The following is a 17,183-nucleotide window of genomic DNA, read 5'->3' as shown; positions in this document are numbered from 1 at the left end:
CCGCTCCTCAGTTGTTGTCGAAGCGGAAAACGTCTTCGCAGGCCTGTTCCAGGGCGCTATCAGCACCGATCTTACAGTCGCGCGTCCAGCCCGTCATACCGTTGCCGTCGTTCCACCGTGGCGTCATGGTTACCGTCAGCCCGTTAAGACTCTCCTGTCCTGTTAAGGTCACGGTCCCTTTTGCCACGCTCATTCCTGAAACGTAGCGTGTCGTGGTGGGGGAAGGAATACCGTTACTGCCGGCATCGCAGCTCTCCACGCCTCCGTGATCCAGTGCGCAAAGCTCAATGGCAGTGCGGTAAGGAACGAAGGTTTGCAGCATATCGGTCAGCGCCGCTTTGCGCAGGTAGTTCTGATAGGCTGGTACGCCGATGGCGCTCAGAATCGCGATAATGCCAATGACCACCATCAGTTCAATGAGTGTGAATCCTTTTTGTCTGTCCATATCTGCTCCTTATGCAAAGTGGCGCTACTTTGTCAGTGGGAAAGAGCAGAAACGAGAGGCAAAAAAGGGAACGGGAAGGGGTCTTCAGAGAATTTATGCAGCGTTGCAGCGAAGAACAGTGAATCTGCGAGCGGGGCTGAATTTCCCCTCTCCGGGCGGAGAGGGGACAATGCATTATTTGAAGCGCATTGAGAGGTCGAGGGCGCGAACGTGTTTGGTCAGCGCGCCGACGGAGATGTAATCCACGCCGGTTTCGGCGAATTCACGGATCGTTTCGAAGGTGACGTTCCCGGACACTTCAAGCTGGGCCCGGCCGTTAGTCAATTTTACCGCCTCGCGCATCTGCTCGGTTTCGAAGTTATCGAGCATGATGATATCGGCCCCGGCCTTAATCGCCTGCTCCAGCTCGTCCAGGTTTTCCACTTCCACTTCAACCGGCACATCAGGGTGCAGCCAGAAGGCCTTCTCCACTGCCTGACGCACGGAGCCAGAGGCAATAATATGGTTTTCTTTAATCAGGAAGGCGTCGGACAGGCCCAGACGATGGTTTGCGCCACCGCCGCACAGCACCGCATACTTCAGCGCCGTGCGCAGGCCCGGCAGCGTTTTGCGGGTATCCAGCAGCTGGGTGCGGGTGCCTGCCAGCAGGTCAACGTAGCGACGTACTTCACTGGCGACACCAGAGAGCGTTTGTACAAAGTTGAGCGCGGTACGTTCGCCAGTCAGCAAGACGCGGGAAGGTCCGTCCAGTTCAAACAGCGGCTGGTTTGCCGTAATCGCATCGCCGTCTTCAACGTGCCAGATAATCTGCACATCATCACCCGCCAGTTGAGTAAAGACCTCTTCAACCCAGCGCTTGCCGCAAAAAACACCCTCTTCGCGGGTGATAATGACCGCGTGGGAGCGCGTCTCTTTCGGCAACAATTGTGCGGTAATATCCTTTTCGGCATTAACATCACCGCCCAGATCTTCTTTCAAAGCATGGGAGACGCTTGCCGGAATATCCATATTAATACGTTCCAGAAGCGCTTCACGTCGGTGGTCGGGGTTGTAGCGGCGAGGCGGCATGATAAAACTCCAAATTGGTAACGAATCATAATATTGAAACATGCTACTCTGAACCGAGTCATTGCACCATACAGAAGGAGTTCCAGCATGTTGTTAGAAAACGGATGGCTGGTGGATGCGCGGCGTGTGCCCTCGCCGCACCACGATTGCCGCCCGGAGGATGAAAAGCCCACACTGCTGGTGGTTCATAATATTAGTCTCCCGCCGGGTGAATTTGGCGGCCCGTGGATTGATGCGTTATTCACGGGAACGATTGATCCCGATGCTCATCCCTTCTTTGCTGAAATTGCACATCTGCGCGTATCGGCTCACTGCCTGATTCGTCGCGATGGTGAAGTGGTTCAGTATGTTCCTTTTGATAAGCGCGCCTGGCATGCCGGGGTGTCGGTGTATCACGGGCGCGAGCGGTGCAATGATTTTTCTATCGGGATCGAACTGGAAGGCACGGATACCACGCCCTACACCGATTCACAGTATCAACAGCTAGCGGCTGTGACCCGCACGCTTATCGGACTTTACCCGACCATTGCCGACAATATTACGGGACACAGCGATATTGCCCCGGCGAGAAAAACCGATCCCGGCCCGGCATTCGACTGGCCCCGCTTTCGCGCCATGCTTACCGCGTCGTCAGAATAAGGAGATACCATGACGTTGTTTACCATGCTGCTGGTCATCATCGCTGAACGCCTGTTCAAGCTCGGTGAGCACTGGCATCTGGATCACCGGCTGGAGGTGTTTTTCCGCCGGATTAAGCATTTTTCCATGTTGCGCACGCTGCTGATGATGGCAGGGATGATGGTCATTACGTTCCTGCTCCTGCGCTCGCTGTACGGACTGTTTTTCAACGTGCCGCTGCTGGTGGTGTGGATCCTGCTCGGCGTGCTGTGCATTGGTGCGGGCAAGGTGCGTTTGCACTATCACGCCTACCTGAAAGCCGCTTCCCGTGACGATGCCCATGCGCGCAGTGCCATGGCGAGCGAGCTGACTATGATCCACGGCGTGCCGCCTGACTGCGACGAGCGCGAGTTTCTGCGCGAGCTGCAAAACGCGCTGCTGTGGATTAACTTCCGTTACTACCTGGCGCCGCTGTTCTGGTTCGTAGTGGGCGGCCCGTGGGGGCCGGTACTGCTGATGGGGTATGCGTTCCTGCGCGCCTGGCAGACCTGGCTTGCCCGCTATCTGACGCCGCATGAGCGCCTGCTGTCCGGCATCGATGCCATCCTGCACGTGCTCGACTGGCTCCCGGTGCGTCTGGTGGGCGTGGTTTATGCGTTAATTGGCCACGGTGAAAAAGCGTTGCCCGCATGGTTCGCTTCTCTTGCCGATCGCCATACGTCGCAGTATCAGGTGCTAACGCGTCTGGCGCAGTTCTCGCTGGCACGTGAGCCGCATACCGACAAGATTGAAACGCCGAAAGCCGCTGTCTCCATGGCGAAGAAGACGTCGTTTGTGGTGGTGGTTATCGTGGCGCTGCTGACTATCTATGGCACGCTGGTGTAAGCCAGCGCGCCGCAAAGTCTAAAGCGTATCCGCGGACGGGATGCCGAAATCAGGCATCCCGTTTTCATTCCAGCGGACAAGCTTCAGGCGGGTATGGCGATTCGGATCGTACAGCGGATCGCCCTCAATTTCGGTGTAATTCCGCGCGTGATACACCAGCACATCGCCCCCTTCCGGCGTTTGCGTAAAGCTGTTATGGCCCGGGCCGTACTGGCGGTTTTCGTAGCTGGTCACGAATACGGGATGCGGAGATTTTTGCCAGTTCAGTGGGTTTTGCGGATCCGCGTTCAGGTCTATCCACAGCAGCCCCATGCAGTAGTTCTCGTCGGTAGCGCTGGCGGAATAGCTGATAAACAGCTTATCGCCGTGAACCAGTACCGCCGGGCCTTCGTTGACCCAAAACCCGCGACACTCCCAGTCGTATTCCGGCTTGCTGAGCATCACCGGCTCGCCTTTTAGCGTCCACGGGTTCGCCATTTCACACAGATAAAGGTTGGAGTTCCCGGTGATATCCGGCGCTTTTTGCGCCCACAGATACCAGCGTTTCCCCTGATGCAAAAAGGTGGTGGCGTCCAGGGCGAAGGTATCGAAAGGCGTTTTGATCTGCCCTTTTTCCACCCACGTGCCGGTAAGCGGATCGCTGTCGGCACATTCAATAGCAAACATGCGGTGCTGGAACATCCCGAGCGCGTCGAGCGCCTGGGTGTGCGCCGCAGCAAAATAGATGTACCACTTCCCGTCAATGTGGTGCAGTTCCGGCGCCCAAATCAGCTGGCTCATTGGTCCGGTCTCGGGTTTACGCCAGACCACCACTTCTTCGGCATGACGTAAGCCTTCCAGCGACGCTGCGCGGCGGATCGCCAGCCTGTCGTACTCCGGCACGGAGGCGATAAAATAGTACTGCCCCTCGTGATGTAAAATGTACGGATCGGCGCGTTGTTCGATAAACGGGTTTGGCCAGGTTTGCATTCGGCTTTCCTTATTTAGTCTCAGCAGCTTTCAGTTCCTGATAATCGTTCAGCTCTTGATAGTTGTTGCGGCGTTTTTCCAGATCGGACTGGATCTGCTTCATGGTTTCACGATCCACCTTCAGCAGTCGTACCACGCCAGCGGTAATTAAGTATCCAATGCCGGGAATGACGGTAAAGAGCAGCACGATCCCGTTAATGGCGTCCGCGCTCTGCGCTTTTGCTCCCGCATCATAACCGTACCAGGAGAGCAGGAAGCCGACCATCGCCCCGGCAATCGCCAGCCCCAGCTTCAGGAAGAAGATGTTGCCGGAGAAGCTGATCCCGGTAATGCGTTTCCCGGTTTTCCACTCACCGTAGTCGTCCACGTCGGCCATCAGCGACCAGTGCAGCGGAGACGGGATCTGGTGCAGGATGTTCAGCAGGAAGTAGAGCACCACGATGGTGACGGTGGCTTTCGGGTCGAAGAAATAAAAGGCGCAGGAGAAAATCGCCAGCACGATATTGGTCCAGAAGAAGACCTTTAGTTTGCACCAGCGGTCGGTCAGCACTTTTGCCAGCACGCTGCCGAGCATCATGCCGACGACGCCCAGGCTGATAAACAGCGTGGCGAAATGAGTGCTCTGACCCATCACCCAGGTAACGTAATACATGGTGGCCGCCATGCGGATAAAGCCCGGGCAGACGTTGCAGAGCGTCAGCAGCAGAATGCGCACCCACTGGTCATTCTTCCACACGTCTTTCAGGTCATTTTTCAGCTGGTCATTGGTCTGCACCGCCGGACGCACGCGCTCGCGCACGGTGGCGAAGCAGAACAGGAACATGCATGTGCCAATCAGCGCCAGAACGGTCATCGCCATCTGGTAGCCTTTGGCTTTGTTGTCCCCGCCAAACCAGTCGGCCATCGGCAGCAGCGTTAATGAGAGCAGCAGCGTGGCGATGCCGACCAGCACGAAGCGATAGGACTGGCAGGCCACACGTTCTTTTGGATCGTTGGTGATCACCCCGCCCAGCGAGCAATAGGGGATGTTGATGGCGGTGTAGGTAAGCGACAGCAGGAAATAGGTGACAAACGCATAGATAACTTTGCTGTTATAGCTCCACTCAGGCGTGGTGAACATCAGGATGCTGAACAGCGCGTAGGGGAAGGCGATCCACAGCAGCCATGGACGAAACCGGCCATATTTGCTGCGGGTACGGTCAGCAATCGCGCCCATGATCGGGTCCGTTACGGCGTCAATCACGCGCACGGAAAGCAGCAGCACGCCGACCAGCGCAGGGGCGAGGCCAAAAATATCCGTATAAAAATAGTTAACAAACAGCATGATGGCGCCGAAGATGATGTTGCATCCCGCGTCGCCCATCCCATAGCCGATCTTTTCTTTTACTGACAGTTTGTTGTTATCCATCGACAGCTCTCCGGTTTACGGTATGGAGAGAATTATTTGCTGGCAAAGGAATATATGCGTTGCAGTATCAGGGCGGTGATATGGATAAATGCGCTGTGGACGTGAAAGTGTGAAGGAGGTAACAACGCGCGGCACCCGCAAAAGCAGGTGCCGCGAAGAGAGGCTTAGTGTGCCTTCATGGCATTACGGCTTTTCTGACTGAAGAGATAGCCCACGCCAAGGATCGCAATCCAGACCGGGATCAGGTAGACGGAAATCGCCATACCCGGGGTGATCAGCATAATCACCAGCACGGCTGCCATAAACAGCAGGCAGATCCAGTTACCCAGCGGATAGAGCAGGGCAGGGAAGCGCGTGGTGACGCCCTGCTGCTGTTTTGCGCGGCGGAACTTCATGTGCGCCAGGCTGATCATCGCCCAGTTGATGACCAGGGCAGAGACCACCAGCGCCATCAGCAGGCCAAACGCCGATTCCGGTGCCATGTAGTTAATGAGCACGCACAGCGCGGTTACGACCGCCGAAACAAGAATCGTGTTTACCGGCACGCCGCGCTTATCGACGTTGAGCAGCGCTTTTGGCGCGTTACCCTGCTGGGCCAGGCCGAACAGCATGCGGCTGTTGCAGTATACGCAGCTGTTGTATACGGAGAGCGCGGCGGTGAGTACAACGATGTTCAGGGCGTTGGCGACAAAGGTGTCGCCCAGCTCGTGGAAGATCAGCACAAACGGGCTAGTGTCGGCGGTGACGCGCGTCCACGGCAGCAGGGAGAGCAGCACGGCCAATGAGCCCACATAGAAGATCAGAATGCGGTAGATAACCTGGTTAGTGGCTTTCGGGATGCTCTGCTCCGGGTTGTCGGCTTCAGCGGCGGTTATGCCCACCAGTTCCAGGCCGCCGAAGGAGAACATAATGATGGCCATCATCATCACCAGGCCGGTCATACCGTGAGGCAGGAATCCGCCCTGTTCCCAGAGGTTGCGCACGGTGGCCTGCGGGCCGCCGTTGCCGCTGAACAGCAGCCAGCCGCCAAAGATAATCATCGCCACCACGGCAATGACCTTGATGATGGCAAACCAGAACTCCATCTCCCCGAACACTTTAACGTTGGTCAGGTTAATGGCGTTGATAATGACGAAGAAGGCCGCAGCAGAAGCCCAGGTTGGGATTTCGGGATACCAGAACTGAATGTATTTCCCGACGGCGGTCAGTTCGGCCATGGCAACCAGAACGTACAGCACCCAGTAGTTCCAGCCCGAGGCGAAACCGGCAAAGCTGCCCCAGTATTTATAGGCAAAGTGGCTGAACGAGCCCGCGACCGGCTCTTCCACTACCATTTCGCCCAGCTGGCGCATGATCAGAAAAGCAATGAAACCCGCAATCGCGTAACCCAAAATAATGCCGGGACCGGCAGACTGGATAACGGATGCGCTGCCCAGAAACAGGCCGGTACCAATCGCACCGCCCAGTGCGATGAGCTGAATATGGCGGTTTTTAAGCCCGCGCTTTAGCTGATCGCCGTGCTGTTGAGCTTCCATTTGAAACCTCGTGTGTGGTTGTTATGTTCACGCTGAGCGTGTGTAATTATGAAAATCCATATTCTGTATTTATTTCTTTACGGTTAACGAGACCGAAAAAAGCGGATATGACTTCCGTAAGCGCCAGAATAGTGGTAAGTGCCTGCGAATGCACCTGCTTTATGAAGGGGTGATGACGACTTGAATAAAAAGAAAGCATTTGTAAATCGGCCCGCTCGTTGTTCCTCTCCCAACCTATAGAATAGAAATGCGCCGTAAGTGGGCGAATTTTCATTATTTGCCTTGTTGAATCGCTTCAGATTGCAAAAACCCTCGTTTCATTATGGTTAAAACTCCCTCTTTGGGAGTAATCAACTCATTTGTGCAAAGTTACATTTCTGAAACGTTATTTCTGTAAGGTTGTTAAAATGTGCAGGGTTTACTGATTTCAATCAAAACCAATATGGACAGAAGGTGAATACTTTGTTACTTTAGCGATACGAAATAGAAATTGGTAAGACCAATTGACTCCGGGCAAAAAGGCGTAAGACAGGGAATATGGCCTACAGCAAAATTCGCCAACCAAAACTATCTGATGTGATTGAGCAGCAGCTGGAGTTTTTAATCCTCGAAGGGACTCTGCGCCCGGGTGAGAAACTTCCGCCAGAACGCGAGCTGGCAAAACAGTTCGACGTTTCACGTCCTTCTCTGCGTGAGGCGATTCAACGTCTCGAAGCAAAGGGCTTGCTGCTTCGTCGTCAGGGCGGCGGAACCTTTGTGCAAAACAGCCTGTGGCAGAGCTTCAGCGATCCGCTGGTAGAACTTCTCTCTGACCACCCAGAATCCCAGTTTGACCTGCTTGAGACCCGTCACGCGCTTGAAGGTATTGCGGCCTATTACGCCGCCCTTCGCAGCACTGATGAAGATCGCGTGCGTATCCGCGAACTGCATCAGGCCATTGAACGGGCACAGCAGTCCGGCGATTTAGACGCCGAGTCCAGCGCCGTCGTCCAGTATCAAATCGCCGTCACCGAAGCGGCCCACAACGTGGTGCTCCTCCATCTGCTACGCTGCATGGAGCCGATGCTGGCCCAGAACGTTCGTCAAAATTTTGAATTGTTGTATGCCCGTCGGGACATGCTCCCACTGGTAAGCAACCATCGCACCCGAGTATTCGAGGCGATAATGGCCGGGGAACCGGAGCAGGCGCGCGAAGCGTCGCACCGCCATCTGGCTTTCATTGAGGAAATCTTGCTGGACCGCAGCCGTGAACAATCGCGTCGCGAACGTTCATTACGCCGCATACAGCAACGAAAGGATTAAGCGCCAGGTACTTTTAGAGCGCGGCAACTAAACGCAGAACCTGTCTTATTGTGTTCTTGCCCAAGAGCACAATGGGACAGGTTCCAGACAAATCAACGTATTAGATAGATAAGGAATACCCCCATGTCAGAACGTCTCCAAAATGACGTGGATCCGATCGAAACTCGCGACTGGCTACAGGCGATCGAATCGGTCATCCGTGAAGAAGGTGTTGAGCGCGCTCAGTATCTGATTGATCAGCTGCTTTCTGAAGCCCGCAAAGGCGGTGTGAAGGTTGCTTCAGGTGCAGGGGCTAGCAACTACGTAAACACGATTGCCGTCGAAGACGAACCGGAATACCCGGGCAATCTGGATCTGGAACGTCGTATCCGTTCTGCAATTCGCTGGAACGCCATTATGACCGTTCTGCGCGCATCCAAGAAAGACCTGGAACTGGGTGGCCACATGGCGTCCTTCCAGTCTTCTGCGACCGTTTACGAAGTGTGCTTCAACCACTTCTTCCGTGCAGCGAACGAGAAAGACGGCGGCGATCTGGTGTACTTCCAGGGCCACATCTCTCCGGGCATCTATGCACGTGCATTCCTGGAAGGTCGTCTGACTGAAGAGCAGATGAACAACTTCCGTCAGGAAGTTCACGGTAAAGGTCTGTCTTCTTACCCGCACCCTAAACTGATGCCTGAATTCTGGCAGTTCCCAACCGTATCTATGGGTCTGGGCCCAATCGGTGCGATCTACCAGGCGAAATTCCTGAAGTATCTGGAACACCGTGGTCTGAAAGACACCTCTGAGCAGACCGTATACGCCTTCCTGGGCGACGGCGAAATGGATGAGCCAGAATCCAAAGGTGCGATCACCATCGCAACCCGTGAAAAGCTGGACAACCTGTGCTTCATCATCAACTGTAACCTGCAGCGTCTGGATGGTCCGGTAACCGGTAACGGCAAGATCATCAACGAACTGGAAGGCATCTTCGCAGGTGCTGGCTGGAACGTGATCAAAGTGATGTGGGGTTCCCGTTGGGACGAACTGCTGCGTAAAGACACCAGCGGTAAACTGATCCAGCTGATGAACGAAACCGTTGACGGTGACTACCAGACCTTCAAATCCAAAGACGGTGCCTACGTGCGTGAGCACTTCTTCGGCAAATATCCAGAAACCGCAGCCCTGGTTGCAGACTGGACTGATGAGCAGATCTGGGCCCTGAACCGCGGTGGTCACGATCCGAAGAAAATCTACGCTGCACTGAAAAAAGCGCGTGAAACCAAAGGTAAAGCGACTGTAATCCTGGCCCACACCATCAAAGGTTACGGCATGGGTGATACCGCAGAAGGTAAAAACATCGCTCACCAGGTTAAGAAAATGAACATGGACGGTGTGCGTTATATCCGCGACCGTTTCAACGTTCCAGTCACCGATGAGCAGGTAGAAAACCTGTCTTACATCACCTTCCCGGAAGGTTCTGAAGAGCACAAGTACCTGCACGAACGTCGTCAGGCGCTGAAAGGCTACCTGCCAGCTCGTCAGCCTAACTTCACCGAGAAGCTGGAACTGCCAGCGCTGGAAGACTTCTCTCAGCTGCTGGAAGAGCAGAACAAAGAGATCTCTACCACTATCGCTTTCGTTCGTGCCCTGAACGTGATGCTGAAGAACAAGTCGATCAAAGATCGCCTGGTGCCAATCATCGCCGACGAAGCGCGTACTTTCGGTATGGAAGGTCTGTTCCGTCAGATCGGTATCTACAGCCCGAACGGCCAGCAGTACACCCCGCAGGACCGTGAGCAGGTTGCATACTACAAAGAAGACGAGAAAGGTCAGATCCTGCAGGAAGGTATCAACGAGCTGGGCGCAGGCGCATCCTGGCTGGCTGCTGCGACCTCTTACAGCACCAACAACCTGCCGATGATCCCGTTCTACATTTACTACTCCATGTTCGGGTTCCAGCGTATCGGTGACCTGTGCTGGCAGGCAGGCGACCAGCAGGCTCGCGGCTTCCTGATCGGTGGTACTTCCGGTCGTACGACCCTGAACGGTGAAGGTCTGCAGCACGAAGATGGTCACAGCCACATTCAGTCTCTGACTATCCCTAACTGTATCTCTTACGACCCGTCTTACGCGTACGAAGTGGCTGTCATCATGCATGACGGTCTGCAGCGCATGTACGGTGAAGCGCAGGAGAACATTTACTACTACATCACCACCCTGAACGAAAACTACCACATGCCGGCAATGCCAGCAGGTGCCGAGGAAGGTATCCGTAAAGGTATCTACAAACTCGAAACCATCGAAGGTAGCAAAGGTAAAGTTCAGCTGCTGGGCTCCGGTTCTATCCTGCGTCACGTTCGTGAAGCAGCGCAGATCCTGGCGAAAGACTACGGTGTCGGTTCCGATGTGTACTCTGTTACCTCCTTCACTGAACTGGCGCGTGATGGCCAGGATTGTGAGCGCTGGAACATGCTGCACCCAATGGAAACCCCACGCGTTCCTTACATCGCTCAGGTGATGAACGACGCGCCAGCGGTGGCGTCTACTGACTATATGAAACTGTTCGCTGAGCAGGTTCGTACTTACGTTCCAGCTGATGATTATCGCGTACTGGGTACTGACGGCTTCGGTCGTTCTGACAGCCGCGAAAACCTGCGTCACCACTTCGAAGTTGATGCTTCTTACGTGGTTGTAGCAGCACTGGGCGAACTGGCTAAACGTGGCGAAATCGATAAGAAAGTGGTTGCAGACGCAATCACCAAATTCAACATCGATGCAGAAAAAGTTAACCCGCGTCTGGCGTAAGAGGTAAAAGAATAATGGCTATCGAAATCAATGTACCGGACATCGGGGCTGATGAAGTTGAAATCACCGAGATCCTGGTCAAAGTAGGCGACAAAGTTGAAGCTGAACAGTCGCTGATCACCGTAGAAGGCGACAAAGCCTCTATGGAAGTCCCGTCTCCTCAGGCTGGCATCGTTAAAGAGATCAAAGTCTCTGTTGGCGATAAAACCGAGACTGGCAAACTGATCATGATTTTCGATTCCGCCGACGGTGCAGCAGCTGCTGCACCTGCGCAGGAAGAGAAGAAAGCCGCTCCGGCCGCCGCTGCTCCAGCAGCTGCCGCAGCTGCAAAAGAAGTGAACGTGCCGGATATCGGTGGTGACGAAGTTGAAGTCACTGAGATCCTGGTGAAAGTGGGCGATACCGTTGCGGCCGAGCAGTCACTGATCACTGTAGAAGGCGACAAAGCCTCTATGGAAGTGCCGGCTCCGTTCGCGGGTACCGTTAAAGAGATCAAGATCAACACCGGCGACAAAGTGTCTACCGGCTCCCTGATCATGATCTTCGAAGTGGCGGGTGCTGCCCCTGCTGCCGCGCCTGCACAGGCCGCTGCTCCGGCTCCTGCCGCAGCACCGGCCGCTGCTGGCGGCGCGAAAGACGTTAACGTACCGGACATCGGCGGTGACGAAGTTGAAGTCACCGAAGTGATGGTAAAAGTGGGCGACAAAGTTGCCGCTGAACAGTCACTGATCACCGTTGAAGGCGACAAGGCTTCTATGGAAGTCCCTGCGCCATTCGCGGGTACCGTTAAAGAGATCAAAATCAGCACCGGCGACAAAGTGTCTACCGGCTCTCTGATCATGGTCTTCGAAGTGGAAGGCGCTGCGCCTGCCGCAGCTCCGGCTGCCGCGGCTGCTCCAGCACCGGCTGCTGCACCGGCTCAAGCTGCTAAACCAGCCGCTGCCCCTGCTGCAAAAGCAGAAAAATCAGAGTTCGCTGAAAACGACGCTTACGTCCACGCGACGCCGCTGATTCGTCGCCTGGCGCGCGAATTCGGTGTTAACCTGGCGAAAGTGAAAGGGACCGGCCGTAAGGGTCGTATCCTGCGCGAAGACGTTCAGACCTACGTGAAAGACGCGGTGAAACGCGCCGAAGCTGCACCAGCTGCAGCCGCTGGCGGCGGTATCCCGGGCATGCTGCCATGGCCGAAAGTGGACTTCAGCAAGTTCGGCGAAATCGAAGAAGTGGAACTGGGCCGTATCCAGAAAATCTCTGGTGCGAACCTGAGCCGTAACTGGGTGATGATCCCGCACGTTACGCACTTCGACAAAACCGATATCACCGATCTGGAAGCGTTCCGTAAACAGCAGAACGCCGAAGCTGAGAAGCGTAAACTGGACGTGAAATTCACCCCAGTGGTCTTCATCATGAAAGCGGTTGCTGCGGCTCTGGAACAGATGCCACGCTTCAACAGCTCCCTGTCCGAAGACGGCCAGAAGCTGACGCTGAAGAAATACATCAACATCGGTGTTGCGGTTGATACGCCAAATGGTCTGGTTGTTCCGGTCTTCAAAGACGTGAACAAGAAGAGCATCACTGAGCTGTCCCGTGAACTGACCGTGATCTCCAAGAAAGCGCGCGATGGTAAGCTGACTGCCGGCGAAATGCAGGGCGGCTGCTTCACTATCTCCAGCATCGGCGGCCTGGGTACCACCCACTTCGCGCCGATTGTGAACGCGCCGGAAGTGGCTATCCTCGGTGTGTCTAAGTCCGCGATGGAGCCGGTGTGGAATGGCAAAGAGTTCGTACCGCGTCTGATGATGCCAATCTCTCTGTCCTTCGACCACCGCGTGATCGACGGTGCTGATGGTGCGCGCTTCATCACCATCATTAACAACATGCTGAGCGACATTCGCCGCCTGGTGATGTAATCGAAAAGCCGGCCAGTCGGCCGGCTTTTTTCTGATAATCTCATGGCGTTTGTGAGGTTATTGGCGAAAGCGACAATTCGTGAGCCGTTTGTTGTTTCAAAATTGTTAACAATTTTGTAAACTGCGGGCGGATAGAACGACCCGGTGGACGACGGGTATAAATTAAGAGGTCATGATGAGCACAGAAATCAAAACTCAGGTCGTAGTACTTGGGGCAGGCCCGGCAGGTTACTCCGCAGCATTCCGCGCAGCGGATTTAGGTCTGGAAACCGTCATCGTAGAGCGTTACAGCACCCTCGGCGGTGTTTGTCTGAACGTCGGCTGTATCCCTTCTAAAGCGCTGCTGCACGTAGCGAAAGTTATCGAAGAAGCCAAAGCGCTGGCTGAACACGGTATCGTCTTCGGCGAGCCGAAAACCGATATCGACAAAATTCGTACCTGGAAAGAGAAAGTTATCACTCAGCTGACCGGCGGTCTGGCGGGTATGGCCAAAGGCCGTAAAGTGAAAGTGGTAAACGGTCTGGGTAAATTCACCGGTGCGAACACCCTGGAAGTGGAAGGCGAAAACGGCAAAACCGTGATCAACTTCGACAACGCGATTATCGCGGCAGGCTCTCGCCCAATCGAACTGCCATTCATTCCACATGAAGATCCACGCGTGTGGGATTCCACCGATGCGCTGGAGCTGAAAACCGTTCCTAAGCGTCTGCTGGTTATGGGCGGCGGTATCATCGGTCTGGAAATGGGTACCGTGTACCACGCGCTGGGTTCAGAGATCGACGTGGTTGAAATGTTCGACCAGGTTATCCCGGCTGCCGACAAAGACATCGTTAAAGTCTTCACCAAACGCATCAGCAAGAAATTCAACCTGATGCTGGAAACCAAAGTGACTGCCGTTGAAGCGAAAGAAGACGGTATTTACGTTTCCATGGAAGGCAAAAAAGCCCCATCCGAACCACAGCGTTACGACGCCGTGCTGGTGGCTATCGGTCGTGTACCGAACGGTAAAAACCTCGACGCGGGCAAAGCTGGCGTGGAAGTGGACGACCGTGGCTTCATCCGCGTTGACAAGCAGCTGCGCACTAACGTGCCGCACATCTTTGCTATCGGTGATATCGTCGGTCAGCCAATGCTGGCGCACAAAGGTGTTCACGAAGGTCACGTTGCCGCTGAAGTTATCGCCGGCATGAAGCACTACTTCGATCCGAAAGTGATCCCATCTATCGCGTACACCGAGCCAGAAGTGGCATGGGTTGGTCTGACTGAGAAAGAAGCGAAAGAGAAAGGCATCAGCTATGAAACCGCCACCTTCCCGTGGGCTGCTTCTGGTCGTGCTATCGCATCCGACTGCGCAGACGGTATGACCAAACTGATCTTCGACAAAGAGACTCACCGTGTGATCGGTGGTGCGATTGTCGGTACCAACGGCGGCGAGCTGCTGGGTGAAATCGGTCTGGCTATCGAAATGGGTTGTGACGCTGAAGACATCGCGCTGACCATCCACGCTCACCCGACTCTGCACGAGTCCGTGGGCCTGGCGGCAGAAGTGTTTGAAGGCAGCATCACCGACCTGCCAAACGCGAAAGCGAAGAAGAAATAAGTTTCTTCAGATGAAAAAAGCGGCCAATGGCCGCTTTTTTTATGCGCTGCGTTCAGGGTGCTACAGGCTGCCAGGTTTTATCAGGGCTATAGGCGGCTAGCGCACGGGCTTTCTGCTCTGAATCGCTGCCGAGATCGGACTGGTACACCTTGTCGTCCTGGTTTATCAAAAAGCTCATGACGCCCGTCTGGCCGTAGCTGACCGGCCAGGCCACCATCGCGAAACCGTTATTATCCGGCAGGATGCGGAAGCGATAGCCGTGATAGCCGGTACCCGACTCTTTTGGGCTAAATGCCGGTCCGAGCGGACTGGGCGCTTCGCCGGGGGAGGCGGGCCAGTACAAACCGTCTTTTTTCCCCTTCGAGCTGACAATCTTCTGCGCGTATTTCTGGTTCATTGCAAAGTAGCTTTGCTGCGCATCAACATAGGCATGTAAGGCTTCAATGGCGGCGAGTTCGTTACGCCCAATTTCTCGGGTCAGGATTTCTTCAGCCCCTTCTTTAATATCGAACTGCCAGCCTGCAGTGGTTTTGATCACCGGGATGGGAAGCTGCCAGCCGCTCTCTCCGACAACCAGATGCGCCGTATCCCCTTCGATAACGGTCTTATGACGGACTTTCCAGTCGCGCAGGAAGCGATCGACGGCATCAGGATCAACGCCTTCAGGGGGCAGAAAATCGCGCCAGTTCTCTCCAAGCAGATTGCTCATCGCGCTCTCATTTTGCTCACTGATGGCGTTGGCCAGCGCATCGGTCGCCCGATCGGGCGTGCTGAAGGACTGCTGCGCCATCACAGGGGCCGAAAGCATGAACAACACCATTCCGCTGAGTAGTTTACTTTTCATGTCGGTTCCCTTAGCGATGTCGAATTTCACGGCGTTCAGCGCGTCCACCAGACGCCTGACGCTGCTGCTGGCGAGCGGCAAGCTGCCTGCTTTGCGCACCACGCTGCTGCTGCGCCTGCCAGTTCGCGGAACGGCTGTCGTTGCCGCTCAGCGCATTGGCCCGGGGCTGGCTGTTTCGCTGCTGCAGAGTGCGTTGCTGCGCGGGCTGCGAAACCCGTTTCTCTTGTCTCTGCGCGGTGGTCTGGCGATTTTCTCGCTGCTGCGTGGTGCTCCGCCTCGTCGTCTGCGGTTTGGTGTCGTAGCCACGGTAGTTATTGCGCTGGGAAATCTGCTTCAGCTGTTCACTTGAGGCCTGACGCTGAACATCTTTCGTGCCGGTGCGCGCCGTTTGGGGGAAGGTTTTACCCGTGGATTTCTCCATCTGGCTCAGGGCCGCCTGACGCTGGCTGTCCCGGTTAACCGGTTTTTGCTGCGTTGAACTGAGCCCTGTCGCCGTGCTGGTGGAGTGGAAGCGACTGTTGAGCTGGTTAGTCGGATAGGGCACGCCTTCCCGATAGGCCGGGTTGTGCTGCCAGGTACGGTTGGCGTCCGTCAGACGCTGACCGCTGATTTTATTGAAGTTCTCAACATTGATATTGATGTTGTTATCACCGTTGCGGTTATAGCCGCCGTGATTATCCCAGTCACCGTCATGATGGTGGTCCCAGTCATCGTCATCCCAGTCGATATTACTGAAAATGGCATAGGTTGTGGCAACGCCCAGGCTGAAACCTAAGCCGTTAACGAAGCTGTTGCCAAACTGCTCTCCGGGCGTGGGCGGGAGATAGGTGGGCGGATAGGCGGTATTTGGCCAGGTACCGTAAACCGTATTGGGGTTATAGGTGGGGACGTAAACGACCTGCGGATCCGCAGATTCAATTTTGATAACCGTAGGGGCGGGCGCAGACGTGGTTGTTGTTGCCTCGGTGGCGATGGTTTTCGCTGGTGCTGGCTTTGTCACGGTGGTGACCGTCTGCTGAGGCGTGGATTGTAAAGCGCCGGTCTTCTGTGCCAGCGCGCGCAGGCGCTGAACGGAATCCATTACGTCTTTAGGCTGCGCGAGAAACGCATCGCCCAGATTTTGTACCCACGGCGGGTTTTCACCCATCAGGGACATAAGCTGAGGAAACGCGACCAGCGATTTCACGCTCGGATCCCAGGGCTGGCTGGCAACGGCCTGAATCGCGGCGTCTCCTTCCATTTTAGGGTTGTCTTTGGACCACTGCGCCGCCTGAATCACGTTGGCCGGATAGGTCGACGCCATCAAAATTTGCGACAGCAGGGCGTCAGGGTAGAGCGCAATGGGGGCAACCCACTGATCGATTTGTGCGGCTGTGTAGGTTGGCGCGACAGCAGGGGCGGGCTGCGCTGCGGCAGGCGCGTCCGATGCAGCCGGTTGTTGTGCGACGGGGGCTGTCGCAGCGGGTTCCGTTGCGCGGCTTTTGACAAACATGACGCCCGAGGCGGCAAACAGCCCGGCACTGCACAGAAGGACGAGCAGATGTGGCTTAAAGGGCAACTTCATAAATGACTCCAACGAGACAAGCGCTGTGCCGTGAGGCGTTACGGTTGGCGTGAGTATTATTCACCCGCCTTTTACCGTTTTGACTTTTATTGGGAAGCGTCCGGTACGTCCGGATAAAGAGTGTGAGTATTTATTACACAATTATATCTGATGAAGGAAAACCTGAAGCGTCACGGTGCAGAAGAAACCGCAAATGATGGCCTAAATCCCCGCTACACCATGCTTAACGATTCAGCAAATTATTTAAT

Annotated in this window: 14 protein-coding genes; 6 read left to right on the top strand and 8 right to left on the bottom strand. The window is 55.2% G+C overall.

From position 1 onward, the window contains the following. Positions 1-7: 7 nt before the first annotated feature. Both ppdD and nadC read right to left on the bottom strand, forming a co-directional pair. A complete protein-coding gene (gene ppdD / locus F0319_RS21115) occupies positions 8-445 on the bottom strand; it encodes a prepilin peptidase-dependent pilin (protein WP_149367707.1) in 438 nt (145 codons plus the stop codon). Positions 446-619: 174 nt separating this feature from the next. After that, the gene (gene nadC / locus F0319_RS21110; RefSeq protein ID WP_115876431.1) at positions 620-1,513 is read right to left on the bottom strand and encodes a carboxylating nicotinate-nucleotide diphosphorylase; all 894 of its coding nucleotides are present in this window, start codon (positions 1,511-1,513) and stop codon (positions 620-622) included. A gap of 87 nt (positions 1,514-1,600) precedes the next feature. Between nadC and ampD the strand changes: the two genes are divergently transcribed. Both ampD and ampE read left to right on the top strand, forming a co-directional pair. Further along, the gene (gene ampD, locus F0319_RS21105) at positions 1,601-2,152 is read left to right on the top strand and encodes a 1,6-anhydro-N-acetylmuramyl-L-alanine amidase AmpD (protein WP_111964026.1); all 552 of its coding nucleotides are present in this window, start codon (positions 1,601-1,603) and stop codon (positions 2,150-2,152) included. Positions 2,153-2,161: 9 nt separating this feature from the next. After that, entirely contained in the window at positions 2,162-3,016 is an 855-nt protein-coding gene (gene ampE, locus F0319_RS21100; protein ID WP_149367706.1) for a beta-lactamase regulator AmpE, read from the top strand. Between the two features lie 18 nt (positions 3,017-3,034). Here ampE and F0319_RS21095 read toward each other — a convergent pair whose 3' ends face one another. From F0319_RS21095 to F0319_RS21080, 4 genes are all read right to left on the bottom strand, one after another. Further along, positions 3,035-3,985 (bottom strand): glycoside hydrolase family 43 protein, encoded by a 951-nt coding sequence (locus tag F0319_RS21095; protein WP_149367705.1) that lies wholly within the window; start codon positions 3,983-3,985, stop codon positions 3,035-3,037. 10 nt (positions 3,986-3,995) lie between these two features. Beyond that, the gene (locus tag F0319_RS21090; RefSeq protein WP_115876428.1) at positions 3,996-5,393 is read right to left on the bottom strand and encodes a glycoside-pentoside-hexuronide (GPH):cation symporter; all 1,398 of its coding nucleotides are present in this window, start codon (positions 5,391-5,393) and stop codon (positions 3,996-3,998) included. A 164-nt stretch (positions 5,394-5,557) separates the two neighbouring features. Continuing rightward, positions 5,558-6,928, bottom strand: coding sequence for an aromatic amino acid transporter AroP (gene aroP, locus F0319_RS21085; RefSeq protein ID WP_045355157.1), 1,371 nt, complete (start codon positions 6,926-6,928; stop codon positions 5,558-5,560). 46 nt (positions 6,929-6,974) lie between these two features. Then, positions 6,975-7,202, bottom strand: a complete 228-nt coding sequence (locus tag F0319_RS21080) for a hypothetical protein (RefSeq protein ID WP_111964022.1) — start codon at positions 7,200-7,202, stop codon at positions 6,975-6,977. Positions 7,203-7,465: 263 nt separating this feature from the next. Between F0319_RS21080 and pdhR the strand changes: the two genes are divergently transcribed. The 4 genes from pdhR to lpdA all read left to right on the top strand — a co-directional run bounded on the left by pdhR (position 7,466) and on the right by lpdA (position 14,527). Further along, a complete protein-coding gene (gene pdhR / locus F0319_RS21075; RefSeq protein WP_008501960.1) occupies positions 7,466-8,230 on the top strand; it encodes a pyruvate dehydrogenase complex transcriptional repressor PdhR in 765 nt (254 codons plus the stop codon). Positions 8,231-8,353: 123 nt separating this feature from the next. After that, positions 8,354-11,017, top strand: coding sequence for a pyruvate dehydrogenase (acetyl-transferring), homodimeric type (aceE, locus tag F0319_RS21070; protein WP_028015529.1), 2,664 nt, complete (start codon positions 8,354-8,356; stop codon positions 11,015-11,017). A gap of 14 nt (positions 11,018-11,031) precedes the next feature. Continuing rightward, on the top strand, positions 11,032-12,927 hold the full coding sequence (gene aceF / locus F0319_RS21065) for a pyruvate dehydrogenase complex dihydrolipoyllysine-residue acetyltransferase (RefSeq protein WP_111964021.1): 1,896 nt from the start codon (positions 11,032-11,034) through the stop codon (positions 12,925-12,927). Between the two features lie 175 nt (positions 12,928-13,102). Continuing rightward, a complete protein-coding gene (lpdA, locus tag F0319_RS21060) occupies positions 13,103-14,527 on the top strand; it encodes a dihydrolipoyl dehydrogenase (RefSeq protein ID WP_003856313.1) in 1,425 nt (474 codons plus the stop codon). A 52-nt stretch (positions 14,528-14,579) separates the two neighbouring features. On the opposite strand, the gene F0319_RS21055 is transcribed toward lpdA, so the two are convergent. Beyond that, entirely contained in the window at positions 14,580-15,371 is a 792-nt protein-coding gene (locus tag F0319_RS21055; RefSeq protein ID WP_149367704.1) for a DUF2950 family protein, read from the bottom strand. A 10-nt stretch (positions 15,372-15,381) separates the two neighbouring features. After that, positions 15,382-16,935: a DUF3300 domain-containing protein gene (locus F0319_RS21050; protein ID WP_149367703.1), complete on the bottom strand. Its 1,554-nt coding sequence runs from the start codon at positions 16,933-16,935 to the stop codon at positions 15,382-15,384. Positions 16,936-17,183 lie beyond the last annotated feature (248 nt).

Origin of the sequence: Enterobacter vonholyi (assembly GCF_008364555.1) — a bacterium.
GTDB lineage: Bacteria > Pseudomonadota > Gammaproteobacteria > Enterobacterales > Enterobacteriaceae > Enterobacter > Enterobacter vonholyi.
Note: the sequence above shows the minus strand (reverse complement) of the source record. Positions and strands in the feature narration are given on the sequence as shown.

Coding starts and splice junctions, on each gene's coding strand:
- nadC (WP_115876431.1), bottom strand. CDS start 1,513: ATGCCGCCTCGCCGCTACAACCCCGACCACCGACGTGAAGCGCTTCTG.
- aceF (WP_111964021.1), top strand. CDS start 11,032: ATGGCTATCGAAATCAATGTACCGGACATCGGGGCTGATGAAGTTGAA.
- F0319_RS21055 (WP_149367704.1), bottom strand. CDS start 15,371: ATGAAAAGTAAACTACTCAGCGGAATGGTGTTGTTCATGCTTTCGGCC.
- F0319_RS21095 (WP_149367705.1), bottom strand. CDS start 3,985: ATGCAAACCTGGCCAAACCCGTTTATCGAACAACGCGCCGATCCGTAC.
- aceE (WP_028015529.1), top strand. CDS start 8,354: ATGTCAGAACGTCTCCAAAATGACGTGGATCCGATCGAAACTCGCGAC.
- ppdD (WP_149367707.1), bottom strand. CDS start 445: ATGGACAGACAAAAAGGATTCACACTCATTGAACTGATGGTGGTCATT.
- F0319_RS21050 (WP_149367703.1), bottom strand. CDS start 16,935: ATGAAGTTGCCCTTTAAGCCACATCTGCTCGTCCTTCTGTGCAGTGCC.
- ampE (WP_149367706.1), top strand. CDS start 2,162: ATGACGTTGTTTACCATGCTGCTGGTCATCATCGCTGAACGCCTGTTC.
- F0319_RS21090 (WP_115876428.1), bottom strand. CDS start 5,393: ATGGATAACAACAAACTGTCAGTAAAAGAAAAGATCGGCTATGGGATG.
- F0319_RS21080 (WP_111964022.1), bottom strand. CDS start 7,202: ATGAAAATTCGCCCACTTACGGCGCATTTCTATTCTATAGGTTGGGAG.
- lpdA (WP_003856313.1), top strand. CDS start 13,103: ATGAGCACAGAAATCAAAACTCAGGTCGTAGTACTTGGGGCAGGCCCG.
- pdhR (WP_008501960.1), top strand. CDS start 7,466: ATGGCCTACAGCAAAATTCGCCAACCAAAACTATCTGATGTGATTGAG.
- ampD (WP_111964026.1), top strand. CDS start 1,601: ATGTTGTTAGAAAACGGATGGCTGGTGGATGCGCGGCGTGTGCCCTCG.
- aroP (WP_045355157.1), bottom strand. CDS start 6,928: ATGGAAGCTCAACAGCACGGCGATCAGCTAAAGCGCGGGCTTAAAAAC.